The organism is Chryseobacterium gilvum (assembly GCF_025628965.1).
Lineage (GTDB): Bacteria > Bacteroidota > Bacteroidia > Flavobacteriales > Weeksellaceae > Chryseobacterium > Chryseobacterium gilvum.
This window is the reverse complement of record NZ_JAOTEN010000002.1, coordinates 13653-35546: the sequence shown is the minus strand read 5'-3', so window position 1 is coordinate 35546 and position 21894 is coordinate 13653. Positions and strand designations below refer to the sequence as shown.

The 21894-nt window shown below is 35.7% G+C and carries 15 protein-coding genes; 7 read left to right on the top strand and 8 right to left on the bottom strand.

Features of this window, described 5'->3' with window-relative positions; translation table 11 throughout:
- Positions 1–43: 43 nt before the first annotated feature.
- Both N0B16_RS06735 and N0B16_RS06730 read right to left on the bottom strand, forming a co-directional pair.
- Positions 44–2242 carry a tail fiber domain-containing protein gene (locus N0B16_RS06735; protein ID WP_262990019.1) on the bottom strand — a complete coding sequence of 733 codons (2199 nt, stop codon included), beginning with the start codon at positions 2240–2242 and terminating at the stop codon, positions 44–46.
- A 190-nt stretch (positions 2243–2432) separates the two neighbouring features.
- Positions 2433–4031, bottom strand: coding sequence for a hypothetical protein (locus tag N0B16_RS06730; protein ID WP_262990018.1), 1599 nt, complete (start codon positions 4029–4031; stop codon positions 2433–2435).
- Between the two features lie 540 nt (positions 4032–4571).
- Between N0B16_RS06730 and cysS the strand changes: the two genes are divergently transcribed.
- The 6 genes from cysS (at position 4572) to N0B16_RS06700 (ending at position 12619) form a co-directional block, all read left to right on the top strand.
- Positions 4572–6050, top strand: coding sequence for a cysteine--tRNA ligase (gene cysS, locus N0B16_RS06725; protein WP_262990017.1), 1479 nt, complete (start codon positions 4572–4574; stop codon positions 6048–6050).
- Between the two features lie 234 nt (positions 6051–6284).
- Positions 6285–7448, top strand: coding sequence for a T9SS type A sorting domain-containing protein (locus tag N0B16_RS06720; RefSeq protein WP_262990016.1), 1164 nt, complete (start codon positions 6285–6287; stop codon positions 7446–7448).
- A gap of 128 nt (positions 7449–7576) precedes the next feature.
- The gene (locus tag N0B16_RS06715; RefSeq protein ID WP_262990014.1) at positions 7577–10225 is read left to right on the top strand and encodes a 4-alpha-glucanotransferase; all 2649 of its coding nucleotides are present in this window, start codon (positions 7577–7579) and stop codon (positions 10223–10225) included.
- Between the two features lie 140 nt (positions 10226–10365).
- Positions 10366–11346, top strand: coding sequence for a hypothetical protein (locus N0B16_RS06710; protein ID WP_262990013.1), 981 nt, complete (start codon positions 10366–10368; stop codon positions 11344–11346).
- A gap of 181 nt (positions 11347–11527) precedes the next feature.
- The gene (locus N0B16_RS06705) at positions 11528–11983 is read left to right on the top strand and encodes a DUF4890 domain-containing protein (RefSeq protein ID WP_262990012.1); all 456 of its coding nucleotides are present in this window, start codon (positions 11528–11530) and stop codon (positions 11981–11983) included.
- Positions 11984–12109: 126 nt separating this feature from the next.
- The gene (locus N0B16_RS06700; RefSeq protein ID WP_262990010.1) at positions 12110–12619 is read left to right on the top strand and encodes a ferritin; all 510 of its coding nucleotides are present in this window, start codon (positions 12110–12112) and stop codon (positions 12617–12619) included.
- Between the two features lie 52 nt (positions 12620–12671).
- Here the strand turns inward: N0B16_RS06700 and N0B16_RS06695 are convergent, their stop codons facing one another.
- A complete protein-coding gene (locus tag N0B16_RS06695; RefSeq protein ID WP_262990009.1) occupies positions 12672–15812 on the bottom strand; it encodes a UvrD-helicase domain-containing protein in 3141 nt (1046 codons plus the stop codon).
- 183 nt (positions 15813–15995) lie between these two features.
- Between N0B16_RS06695 and N0B16_RS06690 the strand changes: the two genes are divergently transcribed.
- Positions 15996–16742: a hypothetical protein gene (locus tag N0B16_RS06690; RefSeq protein ID WP_262990008.1), complete on the top strand. Its 747-nt coding sequence runs from the start codon at positions 15996–15998 to the stop codon at positions 16740–16742.
- Between the two features lie 16 nt (positions 16743–16758).
- On the opposite strand, the gene N0B16_RS06685 is transcribed toward N0B16_RS06690, so the two are convergent.
- The 5 genes from N0B16_RS06685 to N0B16_RS06665 form a co-directional block, all read right to left on the bottom strand.
- Positions 16759–17271, bottom strand: coding sequence for a GNAT family N-acetyltransferase (locus N0B16_RS06685; protein ID WP_262990006.1), 513 nt, complete (start codon positions 17269–17271; stop codon positions 16759–16761).
- Positions 17272–17277: 6 nt separating this feature from the next.
- Positions 17278–17499: a PspC family transcriptional regulator gene (locus N0B16_RS06680; protein ID WP_262990771.1), complete on the bottom strand. Its 222-nt coding sequence runs from the start codon at positions 17497–17499 to the stop codon at positions 17278–17280.
- Positions 17500–17501: 2 nt separating this feature from the next.
- Entirely contained in the window at positions 17502–18767 is a 1266-nt protein-coding gene (locus N0B16_RS06675) for a DUF2851 family protein (RefSeq protein WP_262990005.1), read from the bottom strand.
- A gap of 935 nt (positions 18768–19702) precedes the next feature.
- Positions 19703–20140, bottom strand: coding sequence for a hypothetical protein (locus N0B16_RS06670; protein WP_262990003.1), 438 nt, complete (start codon positions 20138–20140; stop codon positions 19703–19705).
- A 197-nt stretch (positions 20141–20337) separates the two neighbouring features.
- Positions 20338–21837 (bottom strand): hypothetical protein, encoded by a 1500-nt coding sequence (locus N0B16_RS06665; protein WP_262990002.1) that lies wholly within the window; start codon positions 21835–21837, stop codon positions 20338–20340.
- Positions 21838–21894: the final 57 nt, after the last annotated feature.

Below are 21894 nucleotides of genomic sequence, written 5' to 3'. Positions count from 1 at the left end.
ATAATATTGTTTTTTGTTGTACAATGTTTTTATTTTTAGATGATTAGTTTTTGCCAAGTTTGTCGCCCACTGCTTTTTTAGATCCGCTCAGCATTTGCTGCATTTCTTTTACCTGTGCTGCCAATTGTGCGTAAGCATCAGCATTGGCCTTTACATCAGCAGCAGTGGCTGCGAGCTTTGCATTTTCCGCTTTTAGCGTTTCAATCTCAGCCTGCTGCTCTTGAATGGCTTTTACCAACAGCGGCGTGATGCGGCCATAATCCACCATCCATGGTGCTGAATTTTCATCGTCGCCACCGGGATTTACCGCAATAGGAAATACTTTATACAGCTGCTGCGCAATAAAGCCTGCTTGGTCTTTGTAACCGGTCTTTTTAAATGTATAATCGCTTACCTGTATCTTCATCAAATCGCTAAGGCCAAGGACTGTAGGGCGGATGTCTGTTTTCAACCGTATGTCGGAAGTAGTAGCATACGTAACCCCGGTAGCTGAGCGAATAACAGAACCTACAATGCTGGTGCCGTCATAAAAACGAGCATAAGGCGTATTTACGGGTGCAGCATCTCTTTGCAGATTGAGGTTACATCCGGCACCGGTCATATAGCTGCTGATGCGGCCATCACTTTGCAGCCAGCTATGGCTTATAGTGGCAGTGGTAGAACCTGAATTGATAGGTGCAATAGCAGCAGCCGAAGCATAGGTGGTAATATCGCCCACTACCGAAAGCTTTGAACTTGGGTCAACAGTATTGATGCCCACAGCGCCTTGCTCATTTATATATATACGGTTGGCGCCGGATGTTTGAAACAACATATCGCTGAGGTTATTAGTTCCGGTACCTTGATAGGTGCTTTGGATGCGTGCAGTACTTGCTACGGTGCCGTTGATGCGTGCCTGCCATAATATTCCGCCCAAATTATCACCGTTTCCAACATTGGATGGTGTAGCTACAGAACCGCCATTGTTTTCCATTACCAAAAAAGGTGAGGCTGCGTTATAGGACTGAATACGAATGTCATCGTCATTGCCTGCTGCGCCAACTACAGTAAGATGGCTTTGCGGGGTTGTAGTACCCACGCCTATATAGCCATTGTCATCAATGAACATATCTGGTATGCCGCCACCACTGGTAAGGAAGCTCATGGTACTTAGGTTGGTAATACCATTACCTGTATAAATGCTTTGAATTTGTGAAGTGAGGGCTTGTACGCCGTTGATATGACCCCTCATTTGCCAACTACCAACAAGTGAGTTTGTAAGAAGATTTGCAGGAGCAGTTGCATTGTTTCCACCGGAGTACATAATTAAGCCAGGAGATGTGCCCGTTCCAAATGAACGAATACCAATATCATCGGTACCGCCACCACCTAAGTTATCACTCTCTATAGTGAGACGGGTGTTAGGTGTGTCGGTGCTTATCCCAACCCAGCCTGTACCAGCTTTTACAGTGACCCGGTCCAGAGAATTGGTGCGCAGTGCAAAATCGGTGTTAGAATTAGAGCCAATAAAAGTTTGGGCTGCCTGACTGGTTTGGTCTCTCACCCCAAAAGTAAGGAAATTGCTATCGCCCACAATGGATTGCTGCATATAGCTGCCCGGCGTCAGCGTAGATTCTAAGCGTATGCCGTCAGTGGTGGGCGGTGCAACCACCCGCAATGTGGGGTTGTTCGAAAGGGCGCCATTGGAGGTATTCGCACCAATAGCTACTCGACCAATCTGGTAAATGTTCTGCGTATTAGCTGTAGCGGGAGCAAGCGTAGCCTGGTTATTCCAAGGTTCAACGTTTTGGCCATTCCCCACTACCGCCACTTCCCACTGTGCTGTGGTTGTACTTATAATGGTATTTCCTGTTGCTACGATGCGGGCATACTCGCCTGTAGCAAGCGTAATGCTTGTTACACTGTTTCCGCTTTGGTTGTCGAACCGTTCTGTTCCGCTTGCCTGGATGGTTACCGTGCCTGCACCTGTATTTTTAATGTTATAATCTCTTCCTTGTATGGATGGGCTCGCCGTAGCCACTACTGGTAAAGTAATGGTCGCAGCGGTTGCATTTTCTACCGCGAGATAATAATCGGTAGCAGTCATGGTATAGTTAGCCGTTACTTTTTTGTAAGTTGCTGCAAAAGATCCGTTTAAGGTAAGTGTGCTTCCCGGAGTAGAGGTATTGATACCTACATTGCCGGTTTGCGCATATGTGTAAAGTGAAGTACACATTGCTATGAGTAATAATTTTTTTTTCATGTCAAATATATTTAAGAGTTATAAATCTATATTGTTTTGTTAGCAAGAAAGCTCAGTGTAAATAGATCAATTCTTAATATTGTTAAACATTCTAAAAAAGCACTTGTCTATTGATCTACTTTGATATGGTTGAGTGAAAAACGCCCTATCAGAAGAAATATTTCTTTATTACATTCTTCGGAATACTCAATTAATTCCTTGAAATAATCCACCATGCGGTACCGTCGCTTTGTACAGTGATGGCTTTGCCCTCTGCTGTGTTTGTAAGTATAAATGAACCTGCAGCTGCACCATTACCTGCATCTTTAAATGTTCCGGTAATCGTGCGCGATGTAGCAGAATTATTAACCAGATAATAAATACGTCGGGTATTGGTTGCACTAGGTGCAGGTAAGCTTATATTACCTCCTACCAGAACAGTATAATCATTGTCTGCAACGGTGCCTGTAGTAAGGGTCCGAATATTAGCCGAAAATGAGCCAACAACATCAACAGTGGCAGTTGGAGTAGCTGTGCCTATGCCTAAATTTCCAGCTTCGGTAAGTGTCGCTCTTTTTATCATTGTAGCAGAATTTACTGGTGTAGTCCACCATTGTAATTCGGTGCCTAATTCTCCAGTGCCTTGGTTTTCAGATGCCTGTGCTCTGAAACTTGCCGATGGAGTATAGGTGGTTCCATCGTAAGGAGAGAAGTTGACAGCACCCAAAGCATCACCAAATCCAGAACCTGTGGGTACAGCCTCGGTACCACGACCTCTGCGGAAATTTAAGATCTGGGAGTTTATGTTGTTAGCATTGTAATCTATAGCTATACCGTTGCTAGCAGCAGATGCACGTACAACAAGATTGTTATTAGGACTGGTGGTATTGATTCCGGCAAAGCCATTTTCATCAATACGCATTCTTTCATTACTTGTGAGATTATTAAGTGCAGTTGTATGGAATGTCAGCTTACTTCCACTATTGGTCGCGCTTTGATTTCCTGCTGCTATACCCCGTACTTCAGATCCGCCGCTAAGATTTCCAAAATCAGTTCCGTTAGCACCCTGAAATACAATTCTGCCGGTTCCTTCACCGTCCGGAACAAAAGTGTTGGTTCCTAGTGTTGTATTATTGCTTTTTCGAAGAAAAAGTGTACTGAAGTTTCCTGCACCTGTAGTATATCGGTCAAAAGAAGCAGGATTAGCAGTGGTGGTGAGATTAAACTTCGTATTGCCGCTGAGACCAACGGGTACTGTTGCTGTCCCTACATATACATTGCCCATCTGATAGATATTCTGCGTATTATTAGTTGCTGCAGTTCCTGTTGCTACGTTATTCCATGGTTCTACATTTTGGCCGCTTCCTACCACCGCTACCTCCCATTGTGCAGTAGTAGTGCTGATTGCAGCAATACCGGTGGAGATGAGGTGCACATATTCTCCGCTTGCCAATGTAATACTGGTGATACTGCTTCCGCTCTGATTGTCAAAGCGTTCCGTGCCGTTTGCAACAATGGTAACCGTACCTGAGCCTGTATTTTTAATGTGATAATCCCTACCTTGAATAGTTGGATTAGCGGTTGCTACCACAGGTAAAGTAATAGTGGTGTTGGCTGCATTTTCCACCGTAAGATAATAGTCTGTAGAAGTCATGGTATAATTAGCCGTTACTTTTTTATAAGTTGCGGCAAAAGATCCGTTCAAGGTAAGGGTGCTTCCGGGAGTAAAGGTATTGATACCTACGTTGCCTGTTTGTGCGTAAATAGTATACGAAGCACATAGTGCCAGTAAAAATAAATTTCTTTTCATCTGATTGTATTTTAGGGAATTAATATATCAATATTGTGCTATCAATTACAAATTTATAATAAAATATTTAATTATATACATAAATAGTAAAATAAATTTACACTAAATAGCTTGTATATATATATTTAGATAAAAATAATAGTTTCTGTATTCGATGATTTGTTTTTAATTGATATGATTTTTTATATTGTATTTATTAACAAAATGTAATCATTTATATAATTTTTTACAATTATGATTTATAATTAAAATTTATTGAATTAATGATATTGAAAAAACAATATGAATATTTTATCGGCATCATAATTAGATTATTTATCAATATAAATTTATTTGCTATTGTTGAAAATGAGCGTAGATAATACGTTATAACCCTCATTTTAGAGTCTGTTTTTTGTGTATCATAGAGTAATTTGTATATTTACTCAAATTTAAAATGCTACAGTAGATATCGCTTATCGTTATGATCAATTATATTGTACATCTTTCGATTTTAAAATTGCAGAATGATACTGAATTAGATTTTTAAACGAAATAAAAATGCAATTAAAAATATACAACTCGCTTACCGCGGAAAAAGAAATATTTAAACCAATCTTAGAAGGAAATGTAGGGATGTACGTTTGCGGACCCACCGTTTACAGCAATGTTCACCTAGGAAATGTCCGTACATTTCTTTCTTTTGATTTTATTTACAGGAGCCTGATGCATTTGGGGTACAAAGTGCGGTATGTAAGAAATATTACCGATGCAGGTCACCTTACCGACGATGGAGATGTTAATAACGACAGATTTGTAAAGCAGACCCGCCTCGAGAAACTGGAACCCATGGAAATTGTACAGAAATACACGGTAGATTTTCATAAAGTTCTGGATATGTTTAATTTTTTACCTCCCAATATCGAGCCTACTGCAACCGGACATATTGTGGAGCAGATCGAGCTCACCCAGAAGTTGGTAGAGAAAGGTTTCGCATATGAAAGCAACGGATCTGTGTATTTCGACGTTCTGGAATATAATAGAAGAGGTTTACAGTATGGTGAGCTTTCAAAAAGAAATATTGACGAGCTTTTTGCCAATACCCGAGATCTGGACGGACAGGGAGAAAAGAAAAATGCCCCTGATTTTGCCCTCTGGAAAAAAGCGTCACCGGCACATATCATGAGATGGAATTCCCCGTGGGGAGAAGGATTTCCCGGATGGCATCTGGAATGTACCGCAATGAGCACCAAATATTTAGGTGAAAAGTTTGATATTCATGGTGGCGGAATGGATCTGAAATTCCCGCATCATGAATGTGAAATTGCCCAAGGAAAAGCCTGCAATGATGTGGCGCCTGTCAATTACTGGATGCATGCAAATATGCTCACGATGAATTCCCAACGTATGAGTAAATCTACAGGTAATTATATTTTGCCGATGCAGCTTGTTTCGGGAGAAAATGATTTTTTCGAAAAGGCATTTCATCCCTCTATTGTGCGTTTTTGCTTTTTACAGGCGCATTACAGAAGCGTATTAGACATTTCTAATGATGCGATGATGGCCAGTGAAAAAGGTTTTATCAGGCTTATGGAAGCTTTAAAAGTAATCAATAATTATAAACCTGAAGAAAACGTAATACAAAATAAAGACTCTGCTTTCAATCTTACAGAATGGAAAAATAAAGCATACGACGCATTAACAGACGATTTTAATTCGCCAGTTCTTATTGCACATCTTTTCGAAGCCGTAAAATTTATCTTTGCCTTAAATGATCACAAAGAAAATATTTCCAATGAAGATCTGGAAGATTTAAAAAATATCTTGAATGCTTTGGTTTTTGATGTTTTAGGATTGAAGCCTGTTGAAGAAAACAATAATGAGAAATTAGACCAAACGCTACAGGTTTTAATTGAATTAAGAAATCAGGCAAGAAAATCGAAAAACTTTGACCTTTCAGACCAGATCAGAGACAAGCTTTTAGCCGAAGGAATAGAATTGAAAGACGGGCGCGACGGTACGACCTACGTGCTGAATTAAAAAAAATTCAAAATAATTTTATATAGACTCCTGCATTTTTTGCAGGAGTTTTTTATGCATCATTCCCATCAAGAAATGTGTAATGAATCTATTCTGAAAGAAATTTTCCTTCTTCAGAATGACAAAATTCCGCACATCTAAAATTCTTAAAAACCTTAAAAATTTTTCAGTAATCAATTCAAAAATTGTTTAACTTAGTCATAGTAAAACAATTACAAATCTAAATTTAATACTATGAAAAAACATTTATTCCCTATTATTTTATTATTGGTTGGAAATACCATCAGTGCGCAGCAGGATTTTTTTGCCCTTGCCGGAAAAGATTCTCCAAGAATCGAGTTCAGCGATTTTAGAGCTATGAATTCTGACGGCACTTCCGGAGAAAAGATTTTCACGGTTGATTCTCAGGCAAAGGTATTTTCCCAGACGAGAAATTCATCAGTATCCGAAGACAAAGCTGCGTACAACAATTCTCAGGCAACAAATCTGGCAACACTCGCATACGATTCATCAAACAATAATCTTGTCTACATGCCCATGTTTTCATCCAATATTTATGTTCTGAATCAAAAGACACACGACATTACTCTGGTAGAAAACAATGTTACAAGAGTTACGTCGTGCGATATCAATTCTCATATGACGAGAATGGCTTCCGGATATGACGGAAACATCTATGCGATTAACAATTCAGGAACGCAATTTATCAGGATCAGCAAAAAAAACAATCAATATACCGTTGATGACTTAGGGATTATTCAGGACGATGCGCTGAATGGTAAAAACTCCTTTACCTCAATAGAAACAGGTTTCGGGGGTGATATGGTTGCCGACGCCCAAAATAATTTTTATGTATTTTCCACTTCAGGAAATGTATTTAAAGTATCAACCAAAGAATTGCAGGCAAAATTTATTGGTAAAATTTCGGGGCTTCCTGAAAACTATTCTGTGAACGGCGCCGCGGTAAATGCTAAAGGCAAAGTGATCATCGCCAGTGCAAAAGGAGCGGCTTTATATGAATTAAATTTGGAAGATTTACAGGCAAAACCTCTTCCGGGAGATCAGAATATGCATATTTATGATTTGGCAAGCAAATATTTCATCAATGATAAAAATGCTTCTGCGAATGTATTTGCCAATCTGGATATTTACCCTACAAAAGTAGACGAGCAGTTGATCAACATCAGCATCAACGACAAATCTGTAAAAGGAAATCTGAAGCTTACTGTTTTTGACATTTCAGGCAAAAATGTAATGAATCAGAATCTATCGGTGAAAAACGGAAATCTGCAGCAACAGGTATATCTTAAAAATCTGGTAAGCGGAGCTTATATCGTTACGATTGCCGAAGAATCGGGAAAAAATCTGCTGACTAAAAAAATTCTTGTAACAAAATAAAAAATTCTGAATTATTTTCTTCAAAAACCTTTCACTGATCTTTAGTGAGGGGTTTTTTAATGAATATTCATTTTCTCACCATTTGTTTTTCAATTTTAAAACTGTATTTTTATCAAAAATATGTATAGATGAAATTATATTTTAATGTAGGCTACCACACAAAAGCCGGTGAAAATCTGCAGTTGCAGATCTGTGAAGATGATGTTCCCACTAAGATTCATAATATGTTTTACACCGATGAAGGCTGGAAGTGTGAAGTAGATTATTTCTCAAAATCAATATCCTACCAATACCGGCTTGTAGATGATAAAGGCAAAATTCTACGGGAAGAATTTGTGTCCCACCACCTGAATTTCCCTCATAATTATAAAGAATTCCTCATTTTTGATGAATGGAATAATAAAAATTTCCCGGAGAATTATCTCAATAATAAAATTCTGTATAATAAGCTGAACACATTTTCTGCTAAAAAATTATCAGTTTTAAAAAAGCATACCCATTTATTCAGAATAGAAGCCCCTATTTATAACCCTGACTGGGAAATTGTACTGTTCGGAAGTACAGAATCCTTAGGAAACTGGGATTATAATAAGGTAATTTATTTAACCCAGACCAATTTTGGAATATGGGAAACGTCAGTTGAAATTCCTGAAAATCAGTTGATTTACTATAAATATGCTATTTACGATAAAAAAGATGGCAGAGTAATAGATGTAGAAACGGGCGATAACAGATCTGCAGTCCCAAACCTTCAGAAAGATGTTTTACAGATCGTTGCCAATCATTATTTTAAATTCAGATCGTATCAAATGTACCATGCAGCGGGAGTTGCCGTTCCGGTTTTCTCTTTGAGAAGCGAGGAAGGTTTTGGTGTTGGAGAATTTTCTGATCTTAAAAAGCTCGCAGACTGGGCCAGAGAAACCTCTTTGGGAATTATTCAGATTCTTCCGATCAATGACACCACTGCAAATTATTCGTGGACAGACTCTTATCCTTATGCAGCAGTTTCGGTTTACGCATTGCATCCACAGTACATTTCGCTTGAACGGCTTGAATTCAGCCTGCCTGAAGAACTTTTGGCAGAATATAATACTGAAAAAGCAGAACTCAATGCATTGGAATTGATCGATTACGAAAAAATGATTTCCTCAAAATGGAAATATCTGAAAGCCATATTCAATATAGAAAAAGATAAAATTTATAAAAACAGAAATTTTAAAAAGTTTATCAATGATAATGAAAACTGGCTCATCCCATATTCTGCATTCTGCGTATTGAGGGATAAATATAAAACGCCAAATTTCAACGACTGGAAAACGCATAAAAAATATATTGCAGGCAAAATTTCTCCTTTCTTTTCAGGGAAAAACAAAGATTATGATGCCTCAATGCTTCATGCATGGGTTCAGTATCAGTTGCATCTTCAGTTAAAAGAGGCCATTGATTATATGCACGGTTTGGGAGTTTCGATAAAAGGTGATCTGCCGATCGGTATTTACAGATATTCTGTAGAAGCCTGGACAGAGCCGGAACTCTTCGGGATGGATTTTCAGGCAGGAGCACCACCGGATCAGTTTACAGAACTGGGGCAGAACTGGGAATTTCCTACCTACAATTGGGAGGCCATGAAAGCAGACCATTATCAATGGTGGAAAAACAGATTCAAAGCATTAGAGCAGTATTTTGATGCCATGAGAATTGATCATATTCTTGGTTTTTTCAGAATCTGGAGAATGCCGGTTTCTGCCACTCAGGGGATTTTAGGATATTTCTATCCGGCGGTACCTGTAGTTTTAGAAGAATTTAAAGCGAGAAATATTCCGTTCAGCTTTGACCGGTACTGTAAGCCATTCATCAATGATCTTATCCTCTGGAATTATTTCGGACATGATGCCGATAAAGCACTCGAATTTATCAATAATAATTTTGACGGAACGTACACTTTCAAAGAAGAATTTGATACCCAGAGAAAATTGGCAGACCATTTTAAGAAAAAGCCTTTAGGCAATATAGAAGAAAAACTCATTTCGCTTTGTGCCAACGTACTCTTTTTACCGGAAAAAAAGAACAATGAAACGGTATATCATCCAAGATTCAATGTGTTTAAGACAGATTCTTACAAACATTTATCAGATTGGGAGAAAAAAGCGATTTACGAGTTATATCATGATTATTTCTTTAAAAGACAGGATCATCTCTGGCGTCAGAAAGCAATGGAAAAGCTTCCGGTGATCTTGAATTCTACCAAAATGCTGATCTGCGGTGAAGATTTAGGCCTGGTTCCGGACTGCGTCCCAAGTGTTATGGATGAATTGGCGATTATTGCTCTGAAAGTTCAGCGGATGCCCTCAGAAAATATTCCGTTTTACAATCCTAAAAATGCGGCATATCTTAATGTAGTAACGGCTTCTTCCCATGACAGCTCTACACTGAGACAATGGTGGAAAGAAGATCATACTTTAATTCAAAAATATTATAATCATCAGCTCACGCAATATGGAAATGCTCCTCAGGACTTAAATCCCTTTTTAGCTGAAATCATTATGAAGCAGCATCTGTATAATGATGCTATGCTTGCTGTTTTTCCGTTGCAGGAATTCCTTTCAACAGATGAAAATCTCGCTAACCCCAATGTTGAAAATGAAAGAATTAACAATCCCGCAGTATTTCCCCACTATTGGCGGTACAGAATGCATCTAAATATCGAAAATTTAATGGAAAATACATCATTTAACCACAAAATTTCGGATTGGATAAAAGATAGCGGCAGAAATTAGAAAAATTATTGATTTGATTATCAATTCATTAAAATATTTAAAGAAGAAGTTTGATCTTAGGATTTAACTTCTTTTTTGTATTGGTATCAAAAAGATAAGAATGAGAGTTCTGCTATATTAAACAAGTAATGATTATAGAAATGAAAAAAATACTTTTGGGATTTGCTTTAAGCATGACGGTTTTTTCGTTTGCACAGCAATATCCAAACAATAACGGGTACGGAAACAACGGATACGGAAATAATAATGGGTACGGAAATAATGACGGCTATTATTCTGATCAGGATGATCAAAATTATTTTCCGGATGACTACTATTATGATTATCCTCAGGATTATTACCCATCAGAATATTATCAGAGTTATTACAACGATTATAGAAACAGTGTCGTAAATATCAACTGGAACGGCTTCTTTTCGCAATACAGGCTCAACCGTTGGCAAATAGATCAGATTCTGTACCTGAATAACCTGTACTCCAGCTTTTCTTCCTGGAACAGCTTTTACAGATACAATCCAGATAGATGGTATTATGACAGGTTTTACGCGATGGAAAGAATTTTAGGACCGAGATTATTTGTTGTTTTTCAGAATAATTATTATCAGGGATACAGCCCGGTTGTATATTTCCAGAACTACAGAAGATCCTATTATACTCCGAGATTCAGGGTAATGCCTCGATACAGAAATGTGAATATCAATATTTACAGAGTAGACAGAAGCAGATTCCGCGGACAGGATAATCCAACGTTGAGAGTGGTAAGATCTTCGGGATTCAGAAATAATAACGGGGATTCATATGGAGGAGGTTTCAGAAATTCTGATCATGGAGTAAGAAATAATTCCGGAGGTTTCAGATCTCAAAACAGCGGAACAAGAGATACAGCTCCCAGAGCAGAAAATAATAATGGTACTCGTGGAAACGGTGGATTCAGACAAGACAGTGGCAACAGAGATTCTGCTCCAAGAACAGAAAATAGCGGAACCCGTGGAAACGGAGGTTTCAGATCAAGCCCAAGAACCGAAAGTTCAGCACCAAGAATTCAGAACAGTACGCCGAGACAAAACGAAAGTGGTGGAAGAAGTTCCGGTGGATTCAGAAACGGATTAGTAAAAAATTAGATTTCATATATTATTTTGAGTGGTGTGAGAGCAGGTTTTTAATCTGCTCTCTTTTTTTTATTTATTTCAATAAAATTTAATTATTAATGATATAATTTAACTTTTTTTATGATTTTAATTTTTAACTTTCATTAAAAATCAATATCAAAGAGATATAACAAACCAATTAATTATTTAAAAAATGAAAAAATTAGTATTAGCGGCGGCATTTATCGGTATGGGAAGTTTTGCAATGGCACAACAATTACCTCCGCAAGACAGAAAAGTAAACAGAGAAGAGATGAAGCAGAAAATGCAGGAAAAGCAGCAGGAGAGAATGGCAGAAATGCAGAAAGAACTGAATCTTTCTCAGTCTCAAATGGCTCAGATTAAAGCGATGCATGAGAGAAGACAATCTGAAATGAAGCAGAACTTCGAAAAAAATAAGGAACAGAGACAGGCTAAAATGCAGGAAATGAAAGCCAAGAGACAGGAAATGGATAATGATATGAAGAAAATTTTATCCCCTGAACAATACGATAAATGGCAGGCCGGTAAAAAAGCTAAAATGGAACAAAGAAAAGCAATGATGAAGGATAAAAGAGCAAAAGGAGAAAGAAAAATGATGAAGACGGCTCCGTCATCCCAAGTCAATTGATAGTTTATAGTTTTGATTTTTTAATGTGAGAGGGTGGAAGCAATTCCATCCTTTTTTATATTAAATTGTATTAATTTTTTTGAATTGGATGGTAATTTCTGTACTTTTGAAAATAATCTTTTTATTATGGTAAGCGAAAAAATTGCAACATTAATTAATGAACAAATAGCAAACGAACAGTATGCTGCACAATATTATCTTTCAATGTCTGCATGGTTTTCTGCGAAAGATCTTGACGGAATTGCGAATTATTTCCGTGTGCAGAGCAAGGAAGAATTAATGCATGCAGATAAAATGTTTGATTATCTGAATGACGTGGGTGCAGAGATTATTATTGGAGAGATCCCTAAACCTCCTCATCTTTTTGAAAATGCGGTAGACATTTTTATAAAAGCATTAGAGCACGAGAAAAAAGTGACGAAAAGTATTTTCAATATTGTAAAAAATGCCAATGATGAAGGCGATTTTGCCACTACTTCTTTTTTACAGTGGTTTATTAATGAGCAGGTAGAAGAAGAAGCAAATGCTTCTCAATATGTTACGAAAATCAAAATGGTTTCTGATAACCCTTCTGCACTATATCTTTTTGATCAGGAACTGGCAAAAAGAGTATTTGTAGCAGATGCAAACGCATAATTTTTGAATATAGTCATGATTTCGGCGGCACCAAAGGTGCCGCCGAAATCATTTACAGATAAATCAGCTGAGTTTTAAGCACTTTCATTCCCAGGTTTTCCATTACATTTTTATAAAACTCAATTTGCCTAAGGTCTTTTTCGGTTTCCTGTCCGGTTTTAAAATCCAGAATAATATACCCGTCATTACATTTCAGAATACGGTCGGGTCTGTAGACCTTACTCTCTCCATTTTCAGAAATCATAATATCCCTTTCATTAATAACTTCCCATTTTTCATCAAAAAATTCAGAATAAGTATTGATAATTTCTTTCAGATCCTGATGGATTTCTGATTGTTCATCTAGGGTGATTTGTCCTTCCAGGGCATATCCTGTCAATACTTTTTCAATATCCTTTTCCGTATTTATTTTGGAAAGCAGCTCATGTACAAAAATTCCCGTCCTTACTTTTTGATTCCGTTCCTGATAAGTTTTCGAGGGAGTTGCGATTTTTATGGAAGTGCTTTTCTCGTGTTGATTATTCAGGGTTTTAATGTTTTTCGTCTGATACGATGAAGCTTTATATTTCATATGCTTTTTCAGCATTTCAGGATGCGTTGCATACAGATCAAAATCATCAAGATTCTCAGGGTTTTTAGACTGAAGAAAATCTAAAATTTCAAGATTATTTGACGTTTTATTTGGTTTTTGAAGATAAAAGAACAGCTGTTCAACCGGTCGTGTTGTAGCTACATATTGCAGACAGAGCCGGTCTACAAAATTTTTGTAGGAATTGACTTTGTTAAACTTCTCGATTTCAGGATCATACACTTCAAGATTTTTATTAAACTGATTGATATTCACCGATTTTAAAGCTTCATCACCATCCGTCTCGAACCAGTTGTTGAATTGACTGTCAGAATTTTTGTTTTCCAGCGGAATAAAAACGATTGGAAACTCCAATCCTTTTGCTTTATGAATGGTCATGATCTGAATCGCGTCAATGTTTTCAGAAGCCTGAATGGTATATTTTGAAGCTTCCTCGTCCCAGTATTTTAAAAATTCTTTCGTACTTGCACCTGCATTCTGGGTAAAATTAAACAGCATTTCCAGAAAATTTAAAAGGAAATCGGTTTCTTTTCCTTCCGATGCAAATTCATTGATGTAATATTCAACAAAATTATACAGGTTAAACTTTGGAAAATGATCCTGTTTAAGCTTTACATTATACCGTAACTGAAGAAATTCCTGTATCTCTTCATGAGTACTGAAAGCCAGAATGGTTTTCATCTCCAGAGTGAAATCCTGCATAGCGATTTTCCCCAATCTGTTGAGGTAAAACATCAGCATAATGAGATGGGTTTTATCTTTTGGATTCGTTTCCCACCGGAGAAAGGCTATAACTGCCTGAAGCGTATCAGATAATTCTAAAGTAAGGCCCTTGTCAGAAATGGTTTTAATATTGGTTTCTTCGCCTTTATAATGTACTTTTAGATTTCCCAGCTTTTGTGAATAGCTGAAAATATCAAAATTTCCACGACAGAGAATGGTGATGTCAGAAAATCTAAAACCGTTATCCAGACATTCCTGAATATCTTTTTTCATTTTTTCGGACACATCATTATAAAAATCTTCTTTGGTGAGATTTTCAATCAGATTTACTTTTACCCGGCCTTCAATAGATGATTTTGAGCTCTGTTCGGCATCAGTCCCAAAAATATTCTGATGCTCTTCTTCCAGAACAGCAGAATGATAACGGTACAGATCATTATTAAACTGAACAATATTTTTAGCACTTCTCCAGTTGTCTTTTAAAATTAATAATTCAGCTTCTTTGGGTGATATTTCTTTTTTATTGATAATATCGAGCATCAGTTTGCTTTCACCGCCGCGAAACCTGTATATACTTTGCTTCGGATCTCCGACTAAGGTAAACGATGTATTCTCTGTAGAAACACTGTGATCCCGCAACGGGATAAAATTCTGCCATTGCAGTTGTGAAGTATCCTGAAATTCATCAAAAAAATAATGCTGAAACTGAGATCCCACTTTTTCATAAATAAAAGAAGAGGGTTCATTTTTCAGATTTTCATTGATCAGGATATTAAATTTTGAAAGTAGAACAAGATCATTGCTCTCTTCAATTTTCCTTAACTCATCCTGAATATCTTTATTGACTTTTAAAGGCAGTAAAGCAGATAATATTTTCTCCTTTTTCTGGGTTTCTATAAACAGCAAGATCAGCTGCATTCTGTTGTCTAGAAGCTGATCTAGGATTTTCAGAATTTCAGGTTCTTTATGTTTAGATTTTGTAGCAGCTCCTTTCCGGTAATTGTTGACAACAGATTCTTCCTGCGTTGTCGGGAACGGAAATGCAGGTCTTTTTTTATCATAAAATTCTAAAATCTTGGTAAAAAAACCTCCGATGCCATTTTTTCCCTGCGCAAAATCTTCAATATCAATATTTTTCGCTTTAAATATCTCAATAGAGCGTAATGCCAATTCTACCGATCGTTTTTTATTGAAAGCAATCTCTTTACGAAGTGTGTTTTTAATGTCTTCATATTTATCATCATCAAAACTTTTATTATTTTTAAGATGTTCATAATGAATGTCTTTCACGAATTCTTTGGCAGAATCATACAGGTTTTTATTCAGATTGATTCTTTCGTTATTTTCAAGGCTGTAATCTACATAATCCATAAAAGAATGTGAAATGCTGTCGTTTTCCCCGATCTGATCAAGCATTTTATCAACGGCTTCTATAAGAAAAGGCTCTGCTTCAATTTCCAGATTGAAATTTTTAGCCAAACCGAGTTCGTAAGAAAAACTTCGGACCAGTCGAGCATTAAAACGGTCAATGGTTCCGATATTTAAAGTAGAATAATTATGAAGAACGTAATCTAAAAGTTTTTTTGAGCGGTGATGAAGCTCATCAATCGTAATTCTGATTCCTTCAGTTTCTAGTGCAGCCTGAATATTTTTAAGATCTGTATTTTCAGCGAAATCTTCTTTAGTGAAATTTCCAAGCCAGGAAAGGATTCTTTCCTTCATTTCATTGGCGGCCTTATTGGTAAAAGTAAGGGCAAGAATATTCCGGATAGCGTGTTGCTGATTGGGATATCGCAGACAAATCATCAAAAGCCTCTGTACAAGTGCATACGTTTTCCCTGAACCTGCCGAGGCGTTGATTACGGTATAAGAATTCTGCATTTTTCAAAAGGATTTTAGACTGCAATTTAGCTAAAATTTAGTTCAAAAATTAACAATTGGCTTTCTGTATTTAACAGTTTTACAGGCTAAAGTTCTAAAAAATACCTTAAAACCGTTAATGGTGGTTAAACTTCTGGTTTCATGTGAAAATAACTTTAGTTTTGCTGTATAAAACTATAGTCTGTGAAATTAAAATTACTCTTTATTATTTCAGTCTTTTTCTTTCTTAAAATCAATGCCCAGAATTATATTTTCGGAAAAGTCGTTTCCGAAGAAAATATTGAAATGACGGATGTCACCGTAATCAATATCCGCACTGATGAAAGAATTTCTACCAACAGGGATGGCCATTTCATGATTTCCGGAAGAGCAGGTGATAACCTTCGTTTCATTAAAAATGGCTATGAAAGATTCAACACAATGGTGACCGCAGAAAATATAGAATCACCTTTGAATGTCAAACTGATCAGAATGGCCACTTTGATTGATGAGGTAGAAATTAAAAAAGCGCTGACCGGAGATTTGAAAGTAGATACAAAAAACTTAAATCCTCCGCGTAAAGTAGAAAAGCTGAAGAAAGATCTGGATATCTATATAGCTCAAAAATCTGATCCCAGGATTTTGGCAGCCAGGCCGGGAGAATTTGTACAGCCGAAAGGACAGGGCTTTTCCATCGGTAAAGTTAAAAACAAATGGGATGACCTGGATCTGATGAGCTATCTGCGGTCTGCTTTGGGAGAACAGTATTTCACCGATCTTAAAATTGAAAAATCCCAGATTCAGCATTTTATTTACTATGTATTTGCAGGCGGTTATGAACGGCAAAATATTCTCAAATACGGATATGTAAGCGATCCTGATCTTATGAGATTCCAACGGGCGGTTTTAGTGAGGATTTCCTCATACAGAGCACCACAAACTCAAAAATAATAGGATTTAAGTTCAATTAATGATACACAATATCATAGATTTCATCTTTCAGTTCCTGAAGGTTTTCAGGCGGGTAATTGGCTAAAAGCCATAATGATAATGGTTTTTTGCCTTCTCCGTAGCAAGGTTGTATATACATTTCATCAATACGCTGAAAACCGTTTTTCTGGTAAAATGAGAACCTTCTTTTTGCAGCTTCATTTACATTTTCATATTCTACTTCAAGAACGATTCTCGGATGATTTGCAGATAAATAATCGGTCACCTGTGAACCTAATTTCTGACCCCGAAAGGCTTCAAAAACTTCAAAATGTTCTACAAATACAGCCGTACATAATTCCCACAGAATGAGATACCCAATGTTTTGAGCATCATGCAATACCGAAATTACCTTGACCTTGGGATTTTTAAATAAAGCCATAAATTGGTTCCATTCCCTCCGTTCATCTTCGGGAAAAGTAACTGAATATGAATCGAAGATTTCCTGAACTCGGTAATCTTCCGGTGAAGTGATGTGTATAAATTCCATATTTCATTATAAATCAAAAACGCTGGGTCTTCTGGTAATAAAAATATCTTTGATCCAGAGCGTAAACGCTAAACCAAGATAAATTAAAAAGAAGAAACCTGCCGTTGCAAAGGTAGAGTAGATGAAGAAAACCCTTAATTTAGAAACGGGAATCCCCAGTTTGGCGCCCATTCTTGTAAGCACCCCAAACCATTCTCTTTCCATCTTATGGCGAATGTTGTTAAGCATCATTAAGCCTCTTTTAAAATTTTAAATCCGATACTGCAATGTAAGCAATTTTTTGCTGAACAGAAATTTTTGTAATGATAAATCAGCGCCTGGCTTTCTAATGCGTTGTGTATTTTGAGGTTTAATTTTTTCCAGTTTTCCGTGACTGAGTTTTTTTCCGGTGAGAGGCTTTTATAAAACGTAAGAATTTCATCGGTGATTTCTTCCTTCTGATATTTTTCGTACGCATACTTCAAAGGCAAAATGGTATTGAGAATAATCAGCTCAATAAAATCTTTACTCAGCATTTTGGATTGATTAACGGGAGATATTTTACCGAAATTAAAATGATCATCCCAATAAGAGGATGCCTTTACATCTTTAAAAACCGCTGTGAGTTCATCCGTGTTTTTTGCATGAATTACTTTTGAAAATAAATTCTGGTGTTGATGATAAAGATCTGCCAACTGTGAAAGACGGATCGTTGGGAAATTCGGAGGGCGCAATCTTAAAAATTTGGGGGAAATTTTCAGATCTGAAATATTAAATTTAGCTTTCAGGAAATCAAATTCTCTTTTCCACAGTTGCATTTGCTGGTCCTGAGGATTTTCCAGCCACCCGGAAATTCCGAACAATAATGCTTCCAGCTGATTTTTATTCTGACGGATTTTATAAATAATGCTGAAATCGATGATTTCTGCAATCTGCCTGAAAATCTGCGCATTGACGGTTAAACCGAACGAGTAGGCAAGGCTGTGGAATAACACTGCTTCGTAATTGTTTTTATATTTTCGCAGGCTTTCTTCCAGTTCCAGAGACTTTTCTTCCAGTTTGTTCAATACCGCTTCATCATAAAAATCAATTGGGATATTTTCAGGCTTAAAAATTTCTTCGCAGGCTATGAACGGGTTGTCTTTCAGCAAATTTTGGTACTTAACGAAAATTTTTTCGTCGATATATTCCTTCAATTCCAGAGTGGGAATATTTCTTTCCTTTAATTCAGGAATGTCTGCATCATTTTGATAAACGACATGAAGAATAATATGGTGATAGTTGGGATCCTGTGCGTGATTATGAAAAATCCAGTCTGAAGATTTTACATGAAGTTCAATATTTCCAGCAAAAATGACGTCTTTTACTTTAATTTTCGCCATCAGAAAATCCGGTCCGGCGTTGGTATTCCATTGTCCGAAATCAAGGATCTCAATCTCGTTTCCTTCAGTATCTTTAAAATTAAACTGCTTGAAAACCTTGTAATTCCAGAGGTATTGTAATAATTTTTCGTTCATGAGTTGTGTTTGTGTAACTACTAATTTATGAAATAAAAATAAAAACCGTCTTAAATATTACATTTAAAACGGCTTATTGTATGGGAACTTAAAATTATCGAGTGAGCGATTTTTCTGAGACCGATGTGAAATTCTCGATCGTCGTTTTATACATTTCTTCGTAGATCGGAAGCACATTTTTCATGTCAAATTTAATCGCCTGTTGTTCTGCCTAAATGCACATCTGTTCATCTTGGCTTATCAGGAATAATACTAATAATTTAAATGCTTTCATATTAATGGATAACTTGTATTTTATTTATTCCTTTAAATTTATAGTTGACGTTTTAATCATTTCCTCCAAATTTTCTTATCTTCTTTAACTTTTTGCTTATAAAGCTTTTGAGCAATTGAAGCTAATTCTTTACTTTCATAGTAACTTAAGCAAGTAGAAATAATAGAATTTTTACCTTTTATGGATAAAAGAAAGATAAAAAAAATAGATATTAAAAAAAAAGATATTTTTTTCATTTTAATTATGTTATAAATATAAACTGCAGGTCATTCTGCAGTTTATATTATTTTAAATTTTCACAGGAGATTTGGAAATTAGGAACTTACACATATCTTCATTTTTTTGAAGGTAACTTATTTGTAATCTAATTTCATCTTTCGAGTAAATTAAATCCATCTATTCCCAACAAATAATGTCAGTATACTCTTGTTTGAATTTAAATAAATTTGAATTTTAAATGAAATCCAAATTTAAAGACTTCTAGTAAAGCTATTTTATTTATCAAACTCAAATTCGCTAACCTTAGAATTAATACATTCATTTACAATAACCTTATAGTTTTTGTATTGATTCATTTCAAGCATTAAAAATTCATAATGAAGGCTTTCTTCATCAGTTATAAATTTATAAATCCCCTTCTCTTTATTAATAGGTATAATTGTTAATACAATTTTTTTGTTGGTGTTAGTGTTTTTATATTGAATAATTTTATTTTCTTTTTTTCTTTTTTTCTTTTTACTGAGCACACTCTATAACTTAATATTTCTGATGATTTTATTTGTAAACTAGAATCATCAATTAGATATTTTGTATTATTCATGTCATCACAAGGGATATACAGATAATATTCATTTTTATACTTATAAATACGTATCCATTTTGAATTTATTCCTAATGATTTAATTTTTTGTGTATGCTCATTTATGTTAAAATCTGAAAAATCAATTAATGTATTATAATAATTCAAATTTTTATTTTGTAAAAAATAAATTCTTTGATTTTTGTTTTTTTTTATGAAAACGGTATCTTTTGATTGAGCGTAACCAATTATGAAAAAAACTAAAAAAAAGAATGAAAAAATATATTTTAATTTATTCATATTAAATTTCCGATAATTAATATTAAAAAGATGCAGAAATCTTCTGCATCTTTTTATTGATCATCTATTTCTTTTAAAATATTTATAAAGTCTAAAAATTAAAAATATGAACAATACGAAGCAAAGTATTAAAAAACTCTGCCATATAATTAATCCAGTCCCACTATGTATTATATCTTTTTTCATAATTATAATTATTAATCTGGTGTTCCGCTGATGCTCATTGCATTTCCTGTAATATTATTATATTTTGCCTTTATGATGTAACTATCTGCGTATGTAAAATCTAAATCTCCTATTTTCACACCGATATCAAAATGTCCATTCAAATTTATTTCAACTACATGTCCATCTACATTGTGACTATACGAGTCCTGATTCCATGTTAAAAATGTTGAAATTCCTGATTTGAAAGAATTGACTTCTAATAAATCAAATTCAGTTGCATAGGTATTTGGATTTTCAAGTATTGATTTTGCATGAATATTTAAATAAACTGGAACTAATATATCAAATTTAGCTTTAAACTTGGTGATATTTGTATTATTAATAGACTCTAAACTTGAACTATCAGGTATGAAAGAATCTTTAAAACTTACAATATAGTTTTTAAATTCTTCCATATTGTTAAATGTCAACGCATTGCTATTGCTATTAGTATTGATAATAATTTTTGGACTTCCATCAGCTTTTATAAACCAATTTTGAAACTGCTCCCAAGTTGTCGTAGGATTTTCATTCAAAAAAGAAATTGCCCAATTATGAAATTGCAGATTAGCAGTATTATTGGGAATAGTATAATGAGTAAGATAGTTTTCTAACAAAGCATTATATGTTTCCGGATTTTGCTGTTCCCAGTTCTTTCCATTATTATCAAGCTGAGACCAGAAATTATCTGATCTTACTGCTCTTACATACCCTGCATCGATCGAAGGCGGAATGTTGGGATCAAAATAATATGGGCTTGGATTTTGAGGTATTGGAGTATATGCCGGAGGATTATTGGTATCGTGCACTGTTCCCGGATAAATGATAGGAAGTCCCGAAGGAGAAGTATTAAAAACAGGGTTTCCTGCACCACCGCCACAGTCATACAGCACAGTAGAATGAGTTTCTGATACACACTCACCGCACAGGTCGCACGATCCCCAACTTGGAGGGCAAGTACAATGAAATTCTGTAAAGTAAATATCGGCCATGCAGGAAGTTTTTCCTGAAACAGGGTTTTCTGTTGTTGTAATCTCACCTACAGAAGAATCATAGATGGGAATGATTCTTTCAGTTTTATTTTGAGGGTTTCTGATGATTTTAAAAAGGCTGAATTCCCATTTGGTTTTCCCTTTATAGTACAGTACATTATAAATATTTTCAGGGCTTTCAAAAATATTATAAGCACGGAACGTATAGGTTTGGTGGTTACTGAAATCAAGCTTGTTGATGTTTTCAGTATCTATATTATATGCCGCTAAGATATTTCCATTTTTATGAGCTGCTGTTTTTCTCTTTTCAGAACTCAGGTCCAGAAATGTACTGAAATCTTTTATCTGGGTTTCCGATTGAAACTGCTGGAATTTTATTTTGGAAGAATTCTTGTGAGGAATGGCAGAATCTGAAATAGAGTCAGCTTCTATTCCAGTTCTACAGCTGAATGCTAAGAATAACAATGCAATAAGCATTAAAACATTAATTTTTTTCATTATTTATGTTGTTTTAGGGGCTAAATATAAATTTTTTAATCTGACAAAGATGCGAAA